Source organism: Rhodococcus cercidiphylli (assembly GCF_033042225.1).
In the GTDB taxonomy this organism is placed as follows: Bacteria; Actinomycetota; Actinomycetes; order Mycobacteriales; family Mycobacteriaceae; genus Rhodococcoides.
In genome coordinates this window covers 337,321-355,822 of record NZ_JAWLKE010000007.1, presented here as the reverse complement: position 1 = coordinate 355,822, position 18,502 = coordinate 337,321, and the positions used below count along the sequence as shown (strand labels likewise).

The 18,502-nt window shown below is 64.7% G+C and carries 18 protein-coding genes; 8 read left to right on the top strand and 10 right to left on the bottom strand.

What is annotated here, in order from left to right; genetic code table 11:
- Positions 1-22: 22 nt before the first annotated feature.
- The gene (locus R3P95_RS19925; RefSeq protein WP_317533483.1) at positions 23-985 is read right to left on the bottom strand and encodes an SMI1/KNR4 family protein; all 963 of its coding nucleotides are present in this window, start codon (positions 983-985) and stop codon (positions 23-25) included.
- A gap of 130 nt (positions 986-1,115) precedes the next feature.
- On the opposite strand from R3P95_RS19925, the gene R3P95_RS19920 reads away from it, so the two are divergent.
- Positions 1,116-1,586, top strand: a complete 471-nt coding sequence (locus R3P95_RS19920) for a YdeI/OmpD-associated family protein (protein WP_317533484.1) — start codon at positions 1,116-1,118, stop codon at positions 1,584-1,586.
- Between the two features lie 25 nt (positions 1,587-1,611).
- Here R3P95_RS19920 and R3P95_RS19915 read toward each other — a convergent pair whose 3' ends face one another.
- The gene (locus R3P95_RS19915) at positions 1,612-2,316 is read right to left on the bottom strand and encodes a M50 family metallopeptidase (RefSeq protein WP_094640494.1); all 705 of its coding nucleotides are present in this window, start codon (positions 2,314-2,316) and stop codon (positions 1,612-1,614) included.
- Positions 2,317-2,425: 109 nt separating this feature from the next.
- On the opposite strand from R3P95_RS19915, the gene R3P95_RS19910 reads away from it, so the two are divergent.
- From R3P95_RS19910 to R3P95_RS19895, 4 genes are all read left to right on the top strand, one after another.
- Positions 2,426-3,439, top strand: coding sequence for a Bug family tripartite tricarboxylate transporter substrate binding protein (locus R3P95_RS19910; protein WP_262498490.1), 1,014 nt, complete (start codon positions 2,426-2,428; stop codon positions 3,437-3,439).
- Between the two features lie 90 nt (positions 3,440-3,529).
- Complete coding sequence (locus R3P95_RS19905) at positions 3,530-4,915, top strand: GntP family permease (RefSeq protein WP_317533485.1); 1,386 nt, start codon at positions 3,530-3,532, stop codon at positions 4,913-4,915.
- Between the two features lie 47 nt (positions 4,916-4,962).
- Positions 4,963-6,645, top strand: a complete 1,683-nt coding sequence (locus R3P95_RS19900) for a sensor histidine kinase (protein WP_394855317.1) — start codon at positions 4,963-4,965, stop codon at positions 6,643-6,645.
- On the top strand, positions 6,638-7,330 hold the full coding sequence (locus tag R3P95_RS19895; protein WP_317533487.1) for a response regulator: 693 nt from the start codon (positions 6,638-6,640) through the stop codon (positions 7,328-7,330). The genes R3P95_RS19900 and R3P95_RS19895 overlap by 8 nt, the downstream gene beginning before the upstream one ends.
- Before the next feature lie 17 nt (positions 7,331-7,347).
- Here R3P95_RS19895 and R3P95_RS19890 read toward each other — a convergent pair whose 3' ends face one another.
- From R3P95_RS19890 to R3P95_RS19875, 4 genes are all read right to left on the bottom strand, one after another.
- Complete coding sequence (locus R3P95_RS19890; protein ID WP_149406902.1) at positions 7,348-8,304, bottom strand: acyl-ACP desaturase; 957 nt, start codon at positions 8,302-8,304, stop codon at positions 7,348-7,350.
- 128 nt (positions 8,305-8,432) lie between these two features.
- A complete protein-coding gene (locus R3P95_RS19885; protein ID WP_394855318.1) occupies positions 8,433-8,867 on the bottom strand; it encodes a GtrA family protein in 435 nt (144 codons plus the stop codon).
- A gap of 164 nt (positions 8,868-9,031) precedes the next feature.
- Complete coding sequence (locus R3P95_RS19880; protein ID WP_156516139.1) at positions 9,032-9,199, bottom strand: hypothetical protein; 168 nt, start codon at positions 9,197-9,199, stop codon at positions 9,032-9,034.
- 86 nt (positions 9,200-9,285) lie between these two features.
- Positions 9,286-10,671 (bottom strand): maltokinase N-terminal cap-like domain-containing protein, encoded by a 1,386-nt coding sequence (locus R3P95_RS19875; RefSeq protein ID WP_317533488.1) that lies wholly within the window; start codon positions 10,669-10,671, stop codon positions 9,286-9,288.
- Positions 10,672-10,828: 157 nt separating this feature from the next.
- Between R3P95_RS19875 and R3P95_RS19870 the strand changes: the two genes are divergently transcribed.
- Both R3P95_RS19870 and R3P95_RS19865 read left to right on the top strand, forming a co-directional pair.
- Positions 10,829-11,593, top strand: coding sequence for a pirin family protein (locus tag R3P95_RS19870; protein WP_317533489.1), 765 nt, complete (start codon positions 10,829-10,831; stop codon positions 11,591-11,593).
- A 111-nt stretch (positions 11,594-11,704) separates the two neighbouring features.
- The gene (locus R3P95_RS19865) at positions 11,705-12,181 is read left to right on the top strand and encodes a DUF4190 domain-containing protein (protein ID WP_317533490.1); all 477 of its coding nucleotides are present in this window, start codon (positions 11,705-11,707) and stop codon (positions 12,179-12,181) included.
- 18 nt (positions 12,182-12,199) lie between these two features.
- On the opposite strand, the gene R3P95_RS19860 is transcribed toward R3P95_RS19865, so the two are convergent.
- From R3P95_RS19860 to R3P95_RS19845, 4 genes are all read right to left on the bottom strand, one after another.
- Positions 12,200-13,318 carry a GGDEF domain-containing protein gene (locus R3P95_RS19860; RefSeq protein ID WP_317533491.1) on the bottom strand — a complete coding sequence of 373 codons (1,119 nt, stop codon included), beginning with the start codon at positions 13,316-13,318 and terminating at the stop codon, positions 12,200-12,202.
- A gap of 101 nt (positions 13,319-13,419) precedes the next feature.
- The gene (locus R3P95_RS19855) at positions 13,420-15,003 is read right to left on the bottom strand and encodes an ABC transporter permease (protein WP_317533492.1); all 1,584 of its coding nucleotides are present in this window, start codon (positions 15,001-15,003) and stop codon (positions 13,420-13,422) included.
- Positions 15,000-15,878, bottom strand: a complete 879-nt coding sequence (locus tag R3P95_RS19850) for an ABC transporter ATP-binding protein (protein WP_317549245.1) — start codon at positions 15,876-15,878, stop codon at positions 15,000-15,002. Before R3P95_RS19850 ends, R3P95_RS19855 begins: the two co-directional genes overlap by 4 nt.
- Positions 15,875-16,489: a TetR/AcrR family transcriptional regulator gene (locus R3P95_RS19845; protein ID WP_317549244.1), complete on the bottom strand. Its 615-nt coding sequence runs from the start codon at positions 16,487-16,489 to the stop codon at positions 15,875-15,877. Before R3P95_RS19845 ends, R3P95_RS19850 begins: the two co-directional genes overlap by 4 nt.
- A 54-nt stretch (positions 16,490-16,543) precedes the next feature.
- On the opposite strand from R3P95_RS19845, the gene R3P95_RS19840 reads away from it, so the two are divergent.
- The gene (locus tag R3P95_RS19840) at positions 16,544-18,502 is read left to right on the top strand and encodes a M13 family metallopeptidase (protein ID WP_317549243.1); all 1,959 of its coding nucleotides are present in this window, start codon (positions 16,544-16,546) and stop codon (positions 18,500-18,502) included.

The window sequence follows — 18,502 nt, the reverse complement described above, 5'->3', positions numbered from 1 at the left end:
CGGGATCAGGCCAGCGCCCGTCTCACTCGTCCACTTCGAAGACGCATCCCCCGGATGGAAGCTCCAGGACGACGACGTCGTGATCTTCTCCGGTGACGATCGCGGTGTAGACCACCTCCGATCCATCCATCGACACCCACCAATTCATGTTGGCACCGCGCACGCGCGGCACCTGCCGATATACCGCTCGGGCGTCCTCGACCATGGCCTGCGGATGCAGCCTCCGAGCGGTCTCGATGACGGTGCGGCGCACGTGATCCAGATCGATCAGATCGTCGTCGTCCGAGAGCTGCGATGGTCGAAAATCGATGAGCGGGAATGGCACTCGAACGACTGGCAGAGTAGCCGCGTATGCCATCGATCCCTCCGATAACGCGGGGTCACGCCAATGGAGCACGCCCTCCACGAACGTGGGCGTCACGTCGTCGTAGATCGCCGATCCGGTCTCGACGCTGCGGTGCACCGCTGCGATGTACTCGGTCAGCGAGTTGAACCAGGGCGCGCCTTGGTCTGCGGAATCGTACGAGAAACTGCGGATACAGCCTTGCCGAGCACCCGGGCGCGTGTCGACGTAAAGTGTGCTGCCTGAACCGTCTTCGGCGATGGGAACATATGCCGGGACGAACATCTCGGCCGTCTCACCTGCCTCCTGAGCAAGCACTTCGGCCGGCCAGTCCTCACCCAGATCGTCGATCGGATGCAGATTTTCGAGACTGAACCGGTGCCGATCCACAGCTCGGTCGAGCGAGCAGAGAGTGAAGTCCGGCAACACCGAGCCGACCGGAACGTAGTCCTCGCCGTAGGTTTCGTGCTGCCCGTCGTGCAGTCCGTAGAACTCTCGCAGTTCCGACGTCCACGGCGTGGTCTCACGTTCCGCGGCCTCTCGCTCATCCAATGTCCGTGGGGGCCGAATCGAGGCGGCGGTGACGGGCGCACGTTCACGAAGCATCGCCATGTATGCGGTCCATACCTCGGAGAGGTTCACGACTCGAATCTAATGGTTCTCGATCTGCAAGGGGGTTCGATGCGAGTCTCCATTCCGCAGAGATCGTTCGTTTATGCTGCGATCGTGGGCGAATTTTCCCTCAGCGGTGTGTCTACGATGCGAGGTAATCGTGAGTGATCGCATTCGATTCGACGGAGTGCTCGAACCGTTGACGTGGGGCAAGAACACGTATGCCATCGTCCGAGTCCCGGCAGAATTGGTCGAGGCCGCGAAGCGATGGCCGACGCGCCGGATCGACGGTTCGATCGACGGCCTCAGCCTCAACTTGGGACTGAACAAGGCTGATGCAGATGTGATGCCCGGGTCCTTCGTCTATGTCGGTGCGGGCCTTCAGCGCCGATTGGGCGTCAACATCGGTGATCTGTTGTCGTGCGAATTCGAGCCGGCCGACCCCGATCTGGTGCCGGTTCCGAAAGACCTCGAGGAGGCAATGGAGAACGCACAGTGCACAGCGGCCTGGGAGCGCAAGCGCGCCAGCGAACGGCGCCAATTGTTGATGCCGATCGACAACGCGGCGCGCGAGCAGACCCGCGCAGATCGGGTGGCCCGACTGGTGAGGATGTTGACCGACAATTCGTAGACCGGTAGGACCACCCGGCTTCCCGTCACTGCACCGGCATCAGAATTCGCCACGCCCCCAATGCCAGTGAGCCGACGGTGACGAGCAGGAACAGGCCGACCCAGACGATGCCGGGGAGGAAGGTCAACCGAGCCAGCTGATCGGCGTCGGAATCCCTGGCCCGTCCTGCGCTGCGTGATTTCTGCAGTTCGAGAACGGGACGCGGACCGGCGATCAGCAGGAAGAACGTGATGAAGTACGCCGCAGCGACCTGTTGCTCTCCGGTGCCCCACCAGGACACGACGAACAGGGCAGCGCCGACGACGACGAGCGAGAGCAGCCCGTAGATGTTGCGAATCATCAACAGCATCAACGCAATCGACACGACGCCGATCCACAACACCGCGACTGCATGCTGGGTTCCGAGCACGAACGCGGCACCGAGACCGAGCAGCGACGGCCCTACGTAGCCGGCGAAGGTCATCGCGATGACGCCGAGGCCGGTGGGCTTGCCCTTCGAGATCGCGACGCCCGAGGTGTCGGAGTGCAGTCGCAGGCCCATCAGCTGTCGGCCGGTGATCAGCGCAACGAACAGGTGCGCGCCCTCGTGCGCGATGGTCACGACATTGCGAGCGATGCGCCAGGTCTGCGGCAGTACCACGATGACAAGAGCGGCCAGCGCGGCAACTTGGACGATCCACACCGGCGGATCAGGACTCACCGCGGAAATGCGGTCCCAGAATTCGTTCACACCCCAGTATGCGGCAACGCCGAAGCACCGCAGGACCACAAAGAACTTTGTGATCATTGGTTACCTATGGGTGACGGCGGTCACGGCCGTGGGTCAAGATGAAAGCACGATGACGAATCCACCGAGCTCGATGACGCGACGGCGCGCGCTGGCGTGCCTGGCGACGTTGCCGATGGCATTCTCGGCCGGGTGTACCGGCTTCGGTCGGTCGACGACTCCGTCGGATCTACGGATGCTCATTCCCAACACTCCGGGCGGCGGTTACGACGTGACTGCCAGAACCGCGTCGCGCATTCTCGAGAAGCACGGCTTGACCGGGCCCATCGAGAAGTTCAACGTCATCGGCGGTGGCGGTTCCGTCGCGCTGGCCAGGCTCGTTCGTGAGACCGGCAACAGTGCGTTGATCGGCATGGTCGGGGTGGGTGTTGTCGGAGTCGCGCAGGTGGCCGAGGCACCTTGGGGACTGTCGGACGCCACCGCACTTGCACGGCTGGTGGACGAACCGGAGGCTCTCGTCGTTCGATCGGGCTCACCGATGCCGTCGTTGAATGGCTTCCTCGACGCCTGGCGTCGCGGACCGCAGCAGGTGGTCGTCGGCGTGGGCTCTGCGTTGGGCGGGCCCGATCACCTGTTCACCGTGGAGTTGGCCCGTGCAGCCGACATCGACACCGAGGCCCTGAACCTGGTGACGTTCGACGGTGCCGGTGATCTCCTCGCGGCAGTACTCGACGGCACTGTGGACGTGGGCGTGGCAGGCGCGGGTGAGTACATCGATCAAGTCGACAATGGTTCGCTTCGCATCCTCGCAGTATCGAAGCCGCCCGACGCACGGTCCCGCGGTGTCACCGCCGCGTACGACGCCCCGACACTCACCGAGTCCGGGATCCCGCTCGAATTCACCAATTGGCGCGGATTCGTAGCTCCACCCGGCATTTCGGACTCGGCCCGGAACGGCTTGGTCGACGCGCTGACCCGTATGCGCGACACGGACGAATGGCAGGCCGCGATGCCTCTGCGCGGTTGGACCGACTCGTTCCTCACTGGGGATGAGTTCTCGGAATTCATTGCGACAGAGGATATTCGAGTAAGAACCACCTTGGCCGAATTCGGCATCACCCGGTAACAACCACCCCGAACTGCCGATCGAGGTCGGCGTCCAACAGTGCACTGCGAGGTTTCGCCGTGCGCTGATCGAATCACGGAAGGACATCTCGTGGACGAATGGGTCCAAACCCTTTCCACAACGGCGCTGCTGTCGATCGCCGGTATCGCCATCGCGGTACTACTGCTGATGATCATCAAGCTGAAGGTACATCCGCTTCTGGCACTCGTGATCGTCTCTCTCGGAACGGCTTTCGCTGCGCGCATTCCGATCTCGGAGATCCAGGACGTACTGATCGACGGATTCGGTACCACCCTCGGTGAAGTTGCGCTTCTCGTGGGATTGGGTGCCATGTTCGGCCGGCTCGCCGAGATCAGCGGTGGAGCACAGGCGCTGTCCAGTGCGCTCGTCCGGAAGTTCGGCGACAAACGCGCCCCGTTCGCGCTGGGAGTCGCGTCGCTGCTGTTCGGGTTCCCGATCTTCTTCGACGCCGCTTTCATGGTGATGCTCCCCATCATCTTCGGCGTGGCTCGGCGGCTCGGTGGAAGCGTCCTGCTGTACGCCCTGCCCGCTGCAGCGGCACTGTCGACCATGCACGTGTTTCTGCCGCCGCACCCAGGTGCCGTCGCATCGACCATCCTGTTGGGCGGCGACGTCGGACTGACGATCCTGATCGGCATTCTCGTGGCAGTGCCCACCTGGTTCATCGCCGGGCATCTGTACGGCACCTTCATCGGCAAGCGGATCTATCTCCCGGTGCCGGATCTGCTGAGCGGTGGCCCGCAGGTGGAGACGGTGGAGAACCCTCCCAAGCCGGGTGTGATCATCGCGCTGCTCATGCTTCCGCTGCTGCTCATCTTCGCCAACACGGCGCTCACAACAGCGGCCAGAACCGGCAGCCTCGACGAGAACTCGCCGCTGGTCACCGTCCCGCAGGTCATCGGATCCACACCCGTTGCCCTGCTCATCACGGTCATGGTCTCGATCTACGTGCTCGCACTTCGTCGCGGCCGCACGGCCACGTTCGTGGAAGATCTGCTCGACAACGCGCTCAAGCCGATTGCTCCCGTCGTACTCATCACCGGGGCCGGCGGGATGTTCGGCGCGGTGTTGCTCGCCAGCGGCATCGGTGACGCCCTCGCCGAGACGCTTCGCGACCTGGGCCTTCCGCTCATCGTCTCCACCTTCGCCGTCGCAGCCATCCTGCGCATCGCCCTCGGCACTGCCACCGTGGCCATCACCACGTCGGCCGGGCTCCTCGGTGCTTCGATCATGGCAGCGGGGCTGAACCCGGTACAGACGGTCGCGATGATTCTCGCCCTCGCTGCAGGGTCGTCGATCTTCCCCCATGTCAACGACGCCAGCTTCTGGCTCATCGGCAAGCTTCTGGGTATGGACGTCCCGACGACGTTCAAGACGTGGAGTGTCATCAAGACCCTGATCTCGCTCGTCGGGTTCGCCTTGTCGTCGGTCGTGTACGTCCTGGCGTCGATCTGACTCCGTACTCGACACGGTCGGAGGGGGTTGCAGGCATCATGAGGCACATGCGACGACGACCGGCACCGCGCAGCCTGGCAGGCCAGGTTCTGCTGTTGCAGCTGGTCGTCGTCGCCGTGGTCCTGGTCGCGGTAGCAGGCGTCTCGGTGCACCAGGCCGGTGTGGAATTCCGCGACACCCAGGGCGGACGCCTACTCGCCGTCGCCGAGAACCTCGCCTCGACTCCTGTTGTCCGCGAACAGGTTGCATCCGTCGAAGCAGACAAGGTCTTGGCACCGGAGGTGGACCGGGCCGTCGACCTGTCCGGGGCATCCGTCGCCGACGTCGTCGTGTTGGACGCGACCGACGTGGGCAGATCCGTGATCGTCGCTTCCTCCGTTCCGGATCGCGTCGGGATCGCCGGGGAACTCGGTGCGAGTGATGCCGAGGACGGACGGGCCTGGACCGGCGATGTCCGGGTCGACGGACAAGAATCGATCTCCGGTCACGTCCCGGTTCTCTCGCCGACAGGCGAGGTTCTGGCCGTGGTTGCCGTCAGCTCGACGTACCCGTCCACCTGGCGCCTCGTCGCCGATGCCGGGGCACCGCTGCTGTTGTATCTCGGACTCGGAGCAGTCCTCGGGCTCATCGGTTCCTTGCTGCTCTCTCGGCGTATCAAGACCCACACACGGGGGCTGGAGGTCGAGGAGATCGCCAGTCTCGCTGATCATCGAGAAGCGTTGCTGCACAGCATCGGTGAGGGGGTGATTGCAGTCAACACGGAGGGTGTGATCACGGTCCTCAACGACAGCGCCGCCGAACTCCTCGGCCTGACCGAGCATGCTTCCGGTGCAGCCACGGTGATCGGCCAGAGTATTCACGAGGTTCCCTTGGATCCAGTTGTCCGCCGGTACCTGATCGACGCCCAGGACAGCGGCGATGTGGTGCTCCCGACGGCGACGAGAATGCTGGTGCTCAGTCGGCGGTCGGCCTCGAGCAGGGGCCGACGTATCGGTACGGTCACCACCATGCGTGACAGCACCGAGCTGGCTCGGCTGCAGAGTCAGCTGTCCTCCCACAAGTCGGTCACCGACACATTGCGTGCGCAGACTCATGAATTCGCCAACCAGTTGCACACCATTTCGGGTCTGACTCAACTCGGCGACCACGACGCAGTGACGGACTTCGTCGGTGCGCTGACACGCCGTCGAGCGGAAATCAGTGACGCCGTCACCCGAAGTATCTCCGACCCGGCCGTCGCGGCATTGTTGATCGCGAAGACATCGTTGGCTGCCGAGACCGGTGTTGCGCTGGAACTGAATCCGACCTCTCGGCTGCAGACCTTGGATCCCATGCTCGCCACCGACATCATCACCGTGCTGGGCAACCTGATCGACAACGCCGTGGACGCTTCGACCGGAAGCACGGGTGCCCGCGTCGTGGTCGACATCGATGATTCCGACGGCATCGAGATGCAGGTCGCCGATTCCGGACCAGGTGTTCCCGACAGCATGCGCGCCGAAATCTTCTCGCGCGGCGTCACATCGAAGACGGAGACACCGGGAGGGCGAGGCATCGGACTCGCGCTCGTCCGGATCGTCAGCACCCAGCATGGTGGCACCGCCGAGGTCGACGATGCTCCGGGAACCGGCGGTGCACGATTCACCGTCCGTATTCCGTACGACCACGAATCACCGCGACACGGGAACGCGCGCGTGGCAGGCGTCGGAGGTGACGGGACAGATGAGTGAATCGGACCGCACCTACGAAGTCCTCGTCGTCGACGACGATTTCATGGTTGCAGACATACACCGACGATTCGTCGATGCCACCCCTGGTTTTCGCACCGTCGGCGTGGTTCACACCGCGGCAGATGCAGTCGCTGCAGTCCGCACGCTTGCACCCGATCTGGTGCTGCTCGACGTCCATCTCCCGGACCGTTCGGGTCTCGACGCGCTGCAACGCCTCCGCAGCGAAGGTAACGGCGTGGCAGTCGTCGTCGTCACCGCAGCCCGAGAACTGGACACCGTGCGCCGTGCCCTCCACGGTGGAGCGGCCGACTATCTGGTGAAGCCGTTCGAGTACCCACAATTACTGGACAAACTCGGAAACTTCCGCAGACGAGCTCGTGCGCTGTCGAGCTCGAAAGGCATGAACCAGTCGGTGATCGACTCGCTGTTCGGGGCACCGAGTCCGTCCGCGGGCCCGAGCCTGCCGAAGGGGCTGAGCCAGGAAACCGGGTCGCTGGTGCTACGGACAGTTCGCGAGGGCGGCGAGGTATCGGCCAGTGAATGCGCAGACCTCGCCGGTCTGTCGCGGGTGAGCGCGCGGCGATACCTGGAGCACTATGCCTCTACGGGGGTCCTCACGGTCCGACTCGAATACGGCCGCGCCGGAAGGCCGGTTCACCGATACCGAGCAACCGACTCGACCTGAACAGCGGCTTCGCTGCACTAGGACGCGCGTGCTTCGGCCTTCGCGCGTTCGCGGGCGAGGGACCGATCGCGCATCTCCTCGAACTTGGTGGCCTGCCGCTCGAGGTCTTCGAGGAACGCGGCGAGTTCTTCGCGCTTGTTCTCCCCGCGTGCGGTGAAGTCGTTGCGCTCGAACACGCTCCACTTGCGCAGCACCGGCCAGACGACGTCCTCGAGGTGCTGACGCAGGTCGTAGATTCCGTGCTTGGCCATGAGCACACCGTTACGGCGGAAGTTCGGCATCCCGGCACCGGGCATGACGAAGTTCATCACGATGTCCGAGACAGCCTGCAACGTCTGATCGGGCGAGATGTCCATCGCTGCGCCGGTGATGTTGCGGTAGAAGATCATGTGCAGGTTCTCGTCGGCGGCGATGCGCTGGAGCATCCGGTCGGCGATCGGATCGTCGCAGACCTTGCCCGTGTTGCGGTGTGAGACGCGGGTGGCGAGTTCCTGGAAGGTCACGTAGGCGACCGAGTGCAGCAGACCGACCCCCGCACCGGCGGGCGAGACGTAGCCGTTGGTCATGTGGATCATGCGGGCTTCTTCGAGGGCGACGGGATCGACGCCGCGGGTGACGACGAGGTAGTCGCGCATGACGATGCCGTGGCGGTTCTCCTCGGCGGTCCAGCGACCGACCCAGGTTCCCCAGGCACCGTCCTGGGAGAAGTTCTCGGCGATCTCACGGTGGTAGGACGGCAGGTTGTCCTCGGTGAGCAGGTTGGTGATCATCGCGGCCTGTGCGACGTCGGAGAGCTTGGACTGCTCCGGGTCGTAGTCCTGGCCGCCGAGTGCGGCGAAGTTACGACCTTCGTCCCACGGGACGTAGTCGTGAGGGTGCCACTCCCGCGCCATCGAGATGTGACGGTTCACATTGTCCTCGGCAGTGGGCACCAGCTCTTGCAGAAGCTCGAGTTGTGTCAGATCCCTGGCCATCGAGATGCCTCCTCGCGTTGACGTCAGCTCGCAAGCCTAGGGCGATCGATGCGCAACACGCGGAGGCTTGCCCGGATTCTGTTAGAGGTAGCAATCGATGTCTGCACGCAGTGGTGCAACGTCACAGCTCAGCGAGCGGCGAGACCGGAACCCGAGGACGCGAGCGTCGCCGGACGGAACACCCAGCCACGGAGTGCGAGGAACCGGGCGGCTCCGAAGATGCCACCCACAGCGATGACGACCAGAACCTGGACGTACGTCGGCGCTGCCGGGAACAGGATGTGCACTGCGGCCAGTGAGGCGGTACTCAGACCAAGCCCGATCAGGGCCAGTCCCCCGGCTTCCCACTGCGTCTGGAACCAGCCGACACGACCGGCCGCATGAAAGGTGTGACGGCGGTGCAGCTCGTTGGCGAGCACGGTACTTGCGGCCACACCTGCGAGGTTGGCAGTGAACGATCCGAGAGAAGCGAGGGCGACGAACAACAGGGCGTACACACCGTTGCTCGATACCCCGACGATCACGAAGCGCGTGAACTGAGCGAGCACCGACTCGCCGAGCATCCGCGACCTGATGCGGGGCGCACAGCCCGACGACCCGGACGCGGCCGGAGCTTTCAGGGAAGTGCTCACGAGGACTCCAGTTGTAGAACCGGAAGCGTCGGTCGGCGCTTCGACTCGATACAACTCCGCCCGAGAACGAATCGGTCTCGGGCGTGACGGAAGTCTCAGGCCTTCGTGGAACTTTCTTCCCGAGCGCGCTTCTTGCGGTCCAGGTCGATGTTGAGACTGTTGGGCTTGATCGATGCGACGAACAACACCGCAACGAGCACGACCACCACGACGATGGTGATGACGACCACCGCGATGCCGAAAATTGCCAAGATACCGTTCATGTCCTGCCTCCCGTGTCAGGCAATACGGTACTTGTCGTAGACAGGCCCGTCGACGTGCACCCCCAGCGCACCGATCAACTCACCGATCAGCTCACCAGGCGCGCAACGGCGCGCATCGGCAACGACAGCCAGGTAGGTCGGTTGCGCGCCTCGTACAGAACTTCGTACACGGCCTTGTCCAGCTCGTATGCACGCAACAGGTCGGCCTCCTCGCGGGGATCGTGCCCAGCCACCGAGGCGTATCCGTCGAAGAATGCCGCGATGCTGCGGGCCGCCCACTTCTCGGCACGCTCTCGCGCCGACTGGTCCTCGGGCAGATCGACCAGCAGGTGGTTGGCGGCATAGTCGAACGAGCGCAGCATTCCCGCCACGTCACGCAAGGCGCTGTCCATCTGCCTGCGCTCGGCCAAGGTCTTCGCCGGCTCACCCTCGAAATCGATGAGCAGCCACCGTTCCGGAGTGCCCAGCACCTGACCCAGATGCAGGTCGCCGTGGATGCGCTGCACCGTGGTGCTGTTCGACGCCTCCGCCCGCGAGATCAGAGCGGTCGCCGCCGGGATGTACTGCGCGATCTCCGGCACCACCCGTGCCACTCCGGAGATGCGAGCGAGTATCTCCTCGACGGCAGTCGATTCGACCGACCGTTCGGCGGTGCCCAGCACCGATGCCAGGTCGTGGTGCACCTGCGCCACAGCTGCTCCGATTCGATGCGCGTCCGGGGCGAAATCGGCGGGCAGGTCTTCGATCGGCGTCTGCGGGGAATCGAACACCTCCTGCACGCTGGCCAGTGCCGCGGTCCAGCCCTCGGCGGAGTTCGCGGCGAAATCCTGAGCCATGCCGAGGGTGGTGGGCTCGCCGCCTACTTCGGCTTCGAGCCAGCCCCGAAGTGGTGCGACGTTGACGCTCCTTGCCTCCGCCAGCGCGCGATGCAGTTCCACATCGGGGCTGATGCCCGGCGGCACCTGACGAAACAGCTTGAGCAACAGCAGATCACCGAGAATCACCGAGGTGTTGGACTGCTCGGCCCCCAGAACCCGACCACGCAGACCGCTCGGCACACTCGAACCGTCGACGATCTTGAATTCGATGCTGCCCGTGGCCTTTCCGGCGGCAAGCGCATCCCCGTACAGGCCGATGATCTCGGGGTCGCGCAAACCGTCGAACACCGCCACCTCGCCTGCCACGGGCAGTATCCACGGTCGGAGGTCGTCGGTCAGTTCGGTCCGAAAACCGAGGGGCACCTGGTAGGTCTGTGTGACGGCCGCACCGTCCTGCGTCAACTGCACCTCCACCAGCAGATGCTCGGCCGCGAAATGTGGCTCGTCCCGAAGCACGTCGCGTGCGACGATCCGCACCGCACCGACCGTCGAACCCTTTGCGCCGAACCACCGTTGACCTGGCAACCACGCCGCCAGAGCATCCTCGAGCTGGGTTTCGACCGTGCGTGCGACACTCGAGCTGGAACCGACCATGAGAATCTCTCGCCGCCTTCGGGGGAGTTTGCAGAGCTTGTGACCGTACGCAGCGAAACCTACCCACTCCCGGCGAGGCTCACACACCGACCGCAAAGACACCCGAACGTTATGCAGGTCGTACGCCGGTGCACAGACATGCTCGTAGAGTGGTCACATGTCCGCTCCGCTGACCGCCCACATCGACGTACACCGCGCCGGTGATCGATCGAAAACCCGTGTGTCCTGGCTGGACTCGAAACATTCGTTCTCCTTCGGCCAGCACTACGACCCCGACAACACCCATCACGGACTGTTGCTGGTCAACAACGACGACATCGTCACTGCCGGTCAAGGTTTCGAGACACATCCGCATCGCGACATGGAGATCGTCACGTGGGTGATGCAGGGTTCGCTGGTGCATCAGGATTCCATCGGGCACTCCGGAATCATCCATCCCGGCCTCGCGCAACGGATGACCGCAGGCAAGGGCATCATGCACTCCGAGAAGAACGACTCCTGGAGTATCGACGGCAACCGGCACACCGAACCCGTTCGCTTCGTGCAGATGTGGGTGCTGCCGAACAGTCCCGGTGCCACTCCCGGATACGAGCAGCTCGAGATCGGCGACGAATTGTTGCGAGGCGGGCTGGTCACCGTCGCGTCGGGGATGGACAAGCACCGCGGTCAGGCTGCGATCGGGATTTCCCAGAAGTCGGCCGCGCTGCACGCGGCGAGGTTGTTGCCCGGAACCTCGGTAACGGTGCCCGACGCCCCGTTCGTGCACCTGTTCGTCGCGCGCGGCACCGTCACGCTCGAGGGTGTGGGCGAGCTCTGGGAGGGTGACGCCGTCCGCATGAGTTCGACTGGCGGACAACGTATCACCGCTACCGAGCCGGCCGAGGTGCTGATCTGGGAGATGCATTCGCGACTCGGCGGTTGACATACGTGTTCGATGACAAGTTGATCACGGGAGCACGTGGCTCCTGTGCGCACCGGAGCCACCCGCATACACTCCCAGCGTTCACGATCGCCGATTTCGGAGGTACTCAACGTGTCGAATCAGAATCCGCCGCCTGGAAACTATCCCCCGCCCGGAAACTATCCGTCACCTGGTGAGTACCCCCAGCAGGGCGGGTACCAGCAACAGCCGACAGCACCGAAGAACACCGTCGGCACCGTGGCTCTGGTCCTCGCGATTCTGGGCGTGTTGTTCTCCTGGACCATCGTCGGCGGAATTCTTCTCGGCCTGATCGCCATCGTTCTCGGCTTCATCGGACGGTCCCGGTACAAGAAGCGCACCGCCACCAACGGCACCGTGTCGCTCGTCGCGATCATTCTCGGCTTCGTGGCCGCAGCTCTGTCGATCGTTCTCGTCGTCGTCGGCGTCGGCCTGTTCAACGCAGTGGGTGGCCAGGACTTCACCGACTGCCTGAGCAACGCAGGCAGCGATACTGCGGCGCAACAGCAATGTGCCGACGAATTCCAGCAGAACGTCGAGAACCAGTACGACGACTCGACTCCTAACTGAGTCGCAGCGTCGCCGCACTCACGTCTCGGTGCCTGACGGAGTCCGATCGTTTCGGGGCGTCGAGCCCGCCACGACCACCTGGTTGCCGCCCTGCTGTTTGGCTTCGTACATCGCCGCGTCGGCACGTCGCAGCAACAGTGTGGTGAGTTCGACGACGTCGAAACCGATGCCTTCGGCAACGGGATACGTGCAGTGCGCGACGCCGATGCTCACTGTCAAGGGTGCGGGGTCGTCCGCGAAGTAGGCGGCAGATCGGTACTTCTCGGCCAGTGCGAGGGCCTCGTTCTCGGCCGATTTGGTCACCACCGCGAATTCTTCACCGCCCACCCGCGCGACCAGCACACCGTCCGTGGTCAACCGGCGTGCGACGAGCTGCAGGGCGGCGTCGCCCTGGTGGTGACCGAATCTGTCGTTGATCGACTTGAATCGGTCCACGTCGACGACCATCACCGACACATCGGTCGCACCGAGGAAATACACCGGTAGTGCCTCGTCGAGCCCTCGTCGGTTGCGCACCTGTGTGAGCGGGTCGAAGTTGGCCGACTGCGCCTGGACCTGCAGTTTGAGGAGCAGGTACTGGAAGAAGGTGGGGCCCATGAACGTGATGGGGACGAGCACCACGAGTTGCGCGACCGCCAGACCGTGATCGGCCTCGGGCGAGAGCAGGATCAGCACGAAGAACAGCGTCACGGCCGCTCCGGCCCACAGCAGGTGGAGCGCCATAACTTTCGGACTGTGGAAGAGCTGGACGTACACGCTGTTGGCAGCGAGCATCGCGAGGGCCACGAATGCGGTCTGCGGCGATCCGTAGGACAACAGAACCAGCGTTACTCCGATGTCCGAGTACGCGGCGAACATCACCGACACGCGCTTCGACGGCCACGGAGCCTTCAGCCAGGCGATACCGACCAGGAGTGTCGACACGATCGCAACGACGAAGACCGACCTGGCGATCGCCGAGGTCGGCGGGGCGTCGGTGAGCCAGAGCAGCGCAGCAGCACCGAGTCCGTACGTGAACGTGCTCAGAGCTGCAGCGAGGCGATACGGCGCGAGCGCACCGTGCAGCGCAAGGTAACTGACAACCGACTCGTAGCTGTGCGGCTGGTTCCACCAGGTGCGCAGGAATGTCGTTTGCACATAACCTCCATGCACGTTCCAGCCGACCATCACCGGACCGGACGCTTCGTCGTCGGACCGGGCCGGACATATCGGCCACGGAGAATGCTATTCGACCGCCGTCAGCCTCGGATGTCTCTTCGCCGGAATGCTGTGAAACCTCCTATGCCGACGACGATGGCAACCGCGACGAGCCAGCCGATCGGCACCAGGCTGAGCGTTGCTCCCGGCAGTCTCGCAACGTGGGTGAAGGGCGACAGATCGAGCCATGGCTGAGGTAAGCCGACCACGGACCTGACCTGGCCGAGCGCGACGAAACCGGCCAGAACGGCCCAGAGGACGGTCGCGAATCGAGGAAGAGCGCCGAACAGTGCCACGCCGATGGCCGTCACCACCCATACGGCCGGCAGCTGACCTAGTGCACCGACCAGGACGGACGGCAGTTCGCCTGCGATGTCGCCGGTGGCCGACCCGTACGTCAGCCCGATGGTGAAACCGACGACCAGCAGCAGCCACGCTGCGCCGAGGACGGCGCACAGCAGGTGACCTGCCAGCCATCGCACGCGCGAGACGCCGGTGGCCAGCACGATCTCGGCCAGGCCCGCCTCTTCCTCGCTGTGCAACCGCAGCAGGGCCGAGACGGCGAACGCGGCGACGACGACGCCCACGATGCTCAGCACAGCGGCGATGAACGACTGTTCGACGGTGCTGCCACCGAACTTCTCCAGTGCGTCACCGATGGCAGCGCTGCTGCCGAGTTGGTCACCGATCCCGCCGGTGGACGATCCGATGGCGATGCCGAACAGAGCGAGCCCGACGGTCCAGACGGCAACGGTCCCGCGCGAGAGACGCCACGCGAGAGCGATCGGCCCGGACAGAGAGGGTAGGGCCGCTGCACGGCCGCGGCGTCCGGCCCGCAAGCCGGCACCGAGATCGCGTCGATTCGCAGCGGCGAACGCGGCGACGCAGAACGCTGTGGCGGTCGTCAGTGACAGCAGCATCGGCCACCACCGCTCGTCGGCGAACGGCCGCACCTGCGACGACCAGCCGATCGGCGAGAACCACGAGAGGGTGCCCGAGCCTGCGTCGCCGATTGCACGCGCTGCGAACGCCGCGGCCAGCACGCCGAGGGCGTAACCGCGAGCCGCTCGCGCCCCCGACGCCACCTGTGCCGCCACGGCCGCACAGCCGACGAATACCGCTCCGACCACGGCGACCGACGCCCCGTATGCGACGCTCCCGGCCACCGGGAGCCCGAATCCCCACAGCGAGATCGACGACAACGCGCCCGTCGCCGCCACCCCGCCGCCCGCCGCCAGCATCGCTGCCGCCAGGCCCGCGTGCCGTCCCACGGCCGTCGACCCGATCAGCTCGGTCCGACCCGCATCCTCCTCACCGCGGGTGTGCCGAACCACGGTGAGGATCGCCGCCAGCGGAACCAGTGCCAACACCAGCCCCGAGCGCCACGACACCAGGGCACCGAGATCGCTGCCGAAGATCGGGCCGACGAGCGCTGCCTGTGCCGGTGCCGACAGCGTGCCGAGATAGAAGGCCTGACGATCCGCCGCCGTCGGATACAGACCCTCGAAGCTGACCGCGTAGAGCAAGGGCAGCGCGCCGAGCAGAACGATCCATACCGGTGCCACCAGACGATCGCGGCGCAGATACAACCGCAGCAACGCCCCCGTTCCGGTCATGGCATTCATGCGTAGTACCTCAGGAACAGTTCCTCGAGCGTCGGCGCGGAACTGGACAAGCTCTGCACTCCCGCGTCGGCCAGCACGTGCATCGTCGCCGCGAGGACGTCGTTCTCCACCGTGCAGGTGACGGAGGAACGGTCCACGCTCACCGCGCTCACTCCGGGCAGTGTCGCCAGACCGTCGGGCACTCGGTCGAGCACCGCAGTGATAGTGGTGCGGGTCAGGTGCCGCATCGAGGCCAGAGTCCCGGTATCGACCGTCCGCCCCTCTCTGACGATGGTCACCGAACTGCACAGCGCATCCACCTCGGACAGGATGTGCGAAGACAACAGCACCGTGACTCCGCGTCGGGCAGCATCTTTCACGCAGTCGCCGAAGTGCTGTTCCATCAGCGGATCGAGTCCCGATGTGGGTTCGTCGAGGATCAGCAACTCGACGTCGGAGGCCAGGGCCGAGATCAGCGCGACCTTCTGCCGATTGCCCTTGGAGTAGGTGCGGGTGCGCTTGCCGGGGTCGAGGGAGAACCGTTCGAGCAGTTCGGCGCGGCGGGCGGGGTCGAGTCCGCCGCGCATCCGGCCGAGCAGATCGATCACCTCACCGCCGGTGAGCGACGGCCACAGGGTTACGTCGCCGGGAACGTAGGCCAGGCGTCGATGCAGCGCCACGGTGTCGGCCCACGGGTCGCCGCCGAGCAACCGCACCTGTCCCGACGTGGGGCGGACGAGACCGAGCAGAACCCGAATGGTCGTGGATTTGCCTGCCCCGTTGGGGCCGAGGAATCCGTGCACCTCACCGGTCGGTACGTGCAGGTCCAGTCCGTCGAGCGCCCGGACCGAACCGAACGTCTTCACCAGGCCGTCGACGGAAATTGCTTCGGTCATGACGTGGCCTCCAGATAGGTGTCCAAAGCCTGGGAGTCGGTGAACAATCCGTCGGTGTAGAGCTCGAGTGCAGGAAGCATGATTTCGTCACCGAGCGCGCTCAGGGCCTCCCGGAAATCGACGTCGGGGCCGGCCATCTGCACGTACAGCAGCAGTCCGCCGACGTTCTGCCGCGTCAGGAATCGGGCGCGTGCCGAAGGGTCTCGACTGGGTGTGAAACGGCCGTCGCGAACACCGTCGTCGATGTAGCGGACGGCGTCGGCGACCATGTGCTCGAACAACTCTCGTGCCAACGTGCCGCCCGCGGCGAAACTGCGGACGATGTAGGCCACGAGCGGTGCGTACTCGTCGATGGCCGCGAGCTGTTCCATCATCGCGGTGGGCGCGGCCGAGGCGGCCTTCGACTCCCGGATCACCCGCAGGACGTGCTCGTCGCATGCAGTGCGCAGGCCGTCCTTGGACCCGAAGTGGTGGTTGAGCAGCCCGGGAGAGACACCTGCCGCGGTGGCGATGGACCGCACGCCAGCGGTGAAACCCTGCGAGCCGAAAACGCCGATCGCGGTGTCACGGATTCGAGCCCTGGTGCTGAGATCCTCCGACGCTGTACGCATGTACAGCACATTAAACACCCGTTCAATCGAGCGCAAGAGTGTAAAGATGGACGGATGACTTCAGTAGTGAACTCGGGCATCGATCTCAGCTACCAGGACGAGAACACACGCGCACAGGACGACCTGTTCGTGCACGTCAACGGCAAATGGCTCGACGAATACGCCATCCCGGCCGACCGCGCCGTCGACGGCGCGTTCCGCACCTTGTACGACCGCGCCGAGGTCGACGTCCAGACCATCATCGAAGAGTCCGCCGCCGCGAACCCGCCCGCCGGAAGCGACGCGCAGAAGATCGGCGACCTGTTCTCCAGCTTCATGGATGCCGACCGCGCGGAGCAGCTCGGCGTGACACCCATCGCCGACGAGCTCACCGCCATCTCCGACGCGACCGACCTCGTCACCCTCGCAGGCGTTCTCGGCTCCCTGCAGCGCACCGGCGTCGGCGGGGCCATCGGGCACTACGTCGACACCGACGCCAAGCAGTCCGACCGCTACCTCGTGCACTTCAGCCAGTCCGGAATCGGCCTGCCCGACGAGTCGTACTACCGCCAGGACGAGTACGCCGAGATCCGCGCGAGCTACATCGCGCACATCTCGAAGATGTTCGCGCTCAGCGGTATCGAGTACGACGCGCAGACGGTGTTCGACCTCGAGCAGAAGATTGCCGCCGGTCACTGGGATGTCGTCGCCCGGCGTGATGCCGAGAAGAGCTACAACCTCGTCGATTTCGACACGCTGGTCAAGAGCGGTGCCGGATTCAACTGGGCCGCCTGGATTTCCGGTCTCGGCGCAACCACCGAGCAGTTCGCCGAGATCGTGGTTCGGCAGCCTCCGTTCCTCACCACTTTCGTCTCGCTGTGGAATTCCGAGGACATCGAAGCGTGGAAGGCGTGGCTGGCGTGGCGCGTCGTGCATTCACGGGCACCGTTTCTGACGAGCGCGATCGTCGACGAGAACTTCGCGTTCTACGGAACGACGCTGACCGGAACGGAGGAGAACCGCGAGCGCTGGAAGCGCGGCGTCTCCCTGGTGCAGGACGTGCTCGGTGAGGCCGTCGGAAAGCTCTACGTCGAACGCCATTTCCCGGCCGACTCCAAGGCTCGAATGAAGGTGCTGGTCGACAATCTCACCGAGGCGTACCGCCGCAACATCTCCGAGCTCGAATGGATGAGCCCGGAGACTCGACAGAAGGCGTTGGACAAGCTGGGCAAGTTCACCCCCAAGATCGGCTACCCCGATCGGTGGCGTGACTATTCGGGCGTCGAGATCAGCGCCGACGACCTGCTCGGTAACTACCGCCGCGGCTACACCGCGGACTACCAGCGCGACCTCGACAAGCTCGGCGGACCCGTCGACCGCGACGAGTGGTTCATGACGCCCCAGACCGTCAACGCGTACTACAACCCCGGCATGAACGAGATCGTCTTTCCCGCAGCCATTCTGCAGCCACCGTTCTTCGACCCCGAGGCGGACGACGCGGCCAACTACGGCGGTATCGGAGCGGTGATCGGCCACGAGATCGGCCACGGATTCGACGATCAGGGTGCCAAGTACGACGGTGACGGCAACATGGTCGACTGGTGGACCGACAGCGACCGCACCGAATTCGGCAAGCGCACCACGGCCCTGATCGAGCAGTACAACGAGTTCGAGCCCAAGGCCCTGCCCGGCCACAAGGTGAACGGCGAGTTCACCATCGGCGAGAACATCGGCGACCTCGGTGGTCTGTCGATCGCCGTCGCCGCGTACGAGATCTCGCTCGAAGGCAAGGAAGCACCGGTGCTCGACGGTTTGACCGGCCTGCAGCGAGTGTTCTTCGGCTGGTCGCAGGTGTGGCGCACCAAGGCTCGCGACGCCGAGGCGATCCGCCGACTCGCCGTCGATCCGCACTCGCCGCCGGAGTTCCGTTGCAACGGCGTCGTGCGAAATCTCGACAGTTTTCACGAAGCATTCGACGTACAGCCCGGAGATGCGCTGTACTTGGACCCGGGGAAGCGCGTCAAGATCTGGTAA

Excerpts from the sequence above, each read along its gene's own strand:
- R3P95_RS19910 (WP_262498490.1), top strand. The coding sequence starts at position 2,426 with ATGACGAATCCACCGAGCTCGATGACGCGACGGCGCGCGCTGGCGTGC.
- R3P95_RS19900 (WP_394855317.1), top strand. The coding sequence starts at position 4,963 with ATGCGACGACGACCGGCACCGCGCAGCCTGGCAGGCCAGGTTCTGCTG.
- R3P95_RS19895 (WP_317533487.1), top strand. The coding sequence starts at position 6,638 with ATGAGTGAATCGGACCGCACCTACGAAGTCCTCGTCGTCGACGACGAT.
- R3P95_RS19890 (WP_149406902.1), bottom strand. The coding sequence starts at position 8,304 with ATGGCCAGGGATCTGACACAACTCGAGCTTCTGCAAGAGCTGGTGCCC.
- R3P95_RS19885 (WP_394855318.1), bottom strand. The coding sequence starts at position 8,867 with ATGCTCGGCGAGTCGGTGCTCGCTCAGTTCACGCGCTTCGTGATCGTC.
- R3P95_RS19880 (WP_156516139.1), bottom strand. The coding sequence starts at position 9,199 with ATGAACGGTATCTTGGCAATTTTCGGCATCGCGGTGGTCGTCATCACC.
- R3P95_RS19875 (WP_317533488.1), bottom strand. The coding sequence starts at position 10,671 with ATGGTCGGTTCCAGCTCGAGTGTCGCACGCACGGTCGAAACCCAGCTC.
- R3P95_RS19870 (WP_317533489.1), top strand. The coding sequence starts at position 10,829 with ATGTCCGCTCCGCTGACCGCCCACATCGACGTACACCGCGCCGGTGAT.
- R3P95_RS19855 (WP_317533492.1), bottom strand. The coding sequence starts at position 15,003 with ATGAATGCCATGACCGGAACGGGGGCGTTGCTGCGGTTGTATCTGCGC.
- R3P95_RS19850 (WP_317549245.1), bottom strand. The coding sequence starts at position 15,878 with ATGACCGAAGCAATTTCCGTCGACGGCCTGGTGAAGACGTTCGGTTCG.
- R3P95_RS19845 (WP_317549244.1), bottom strand. The coding sequence starts at position 16,489 with ATGCGTACAGCGTCGGAGGATCTCAGCACCAGGGCTCGAATCCGTGAC.
- R3P95_RS19840 (WP_317549243.1), top strand. The coding sequence starts at position 16,544 with ATGACTTCAGTAGTGAACTCGGGCATCGATCTCAGCTACCAGGACGAG.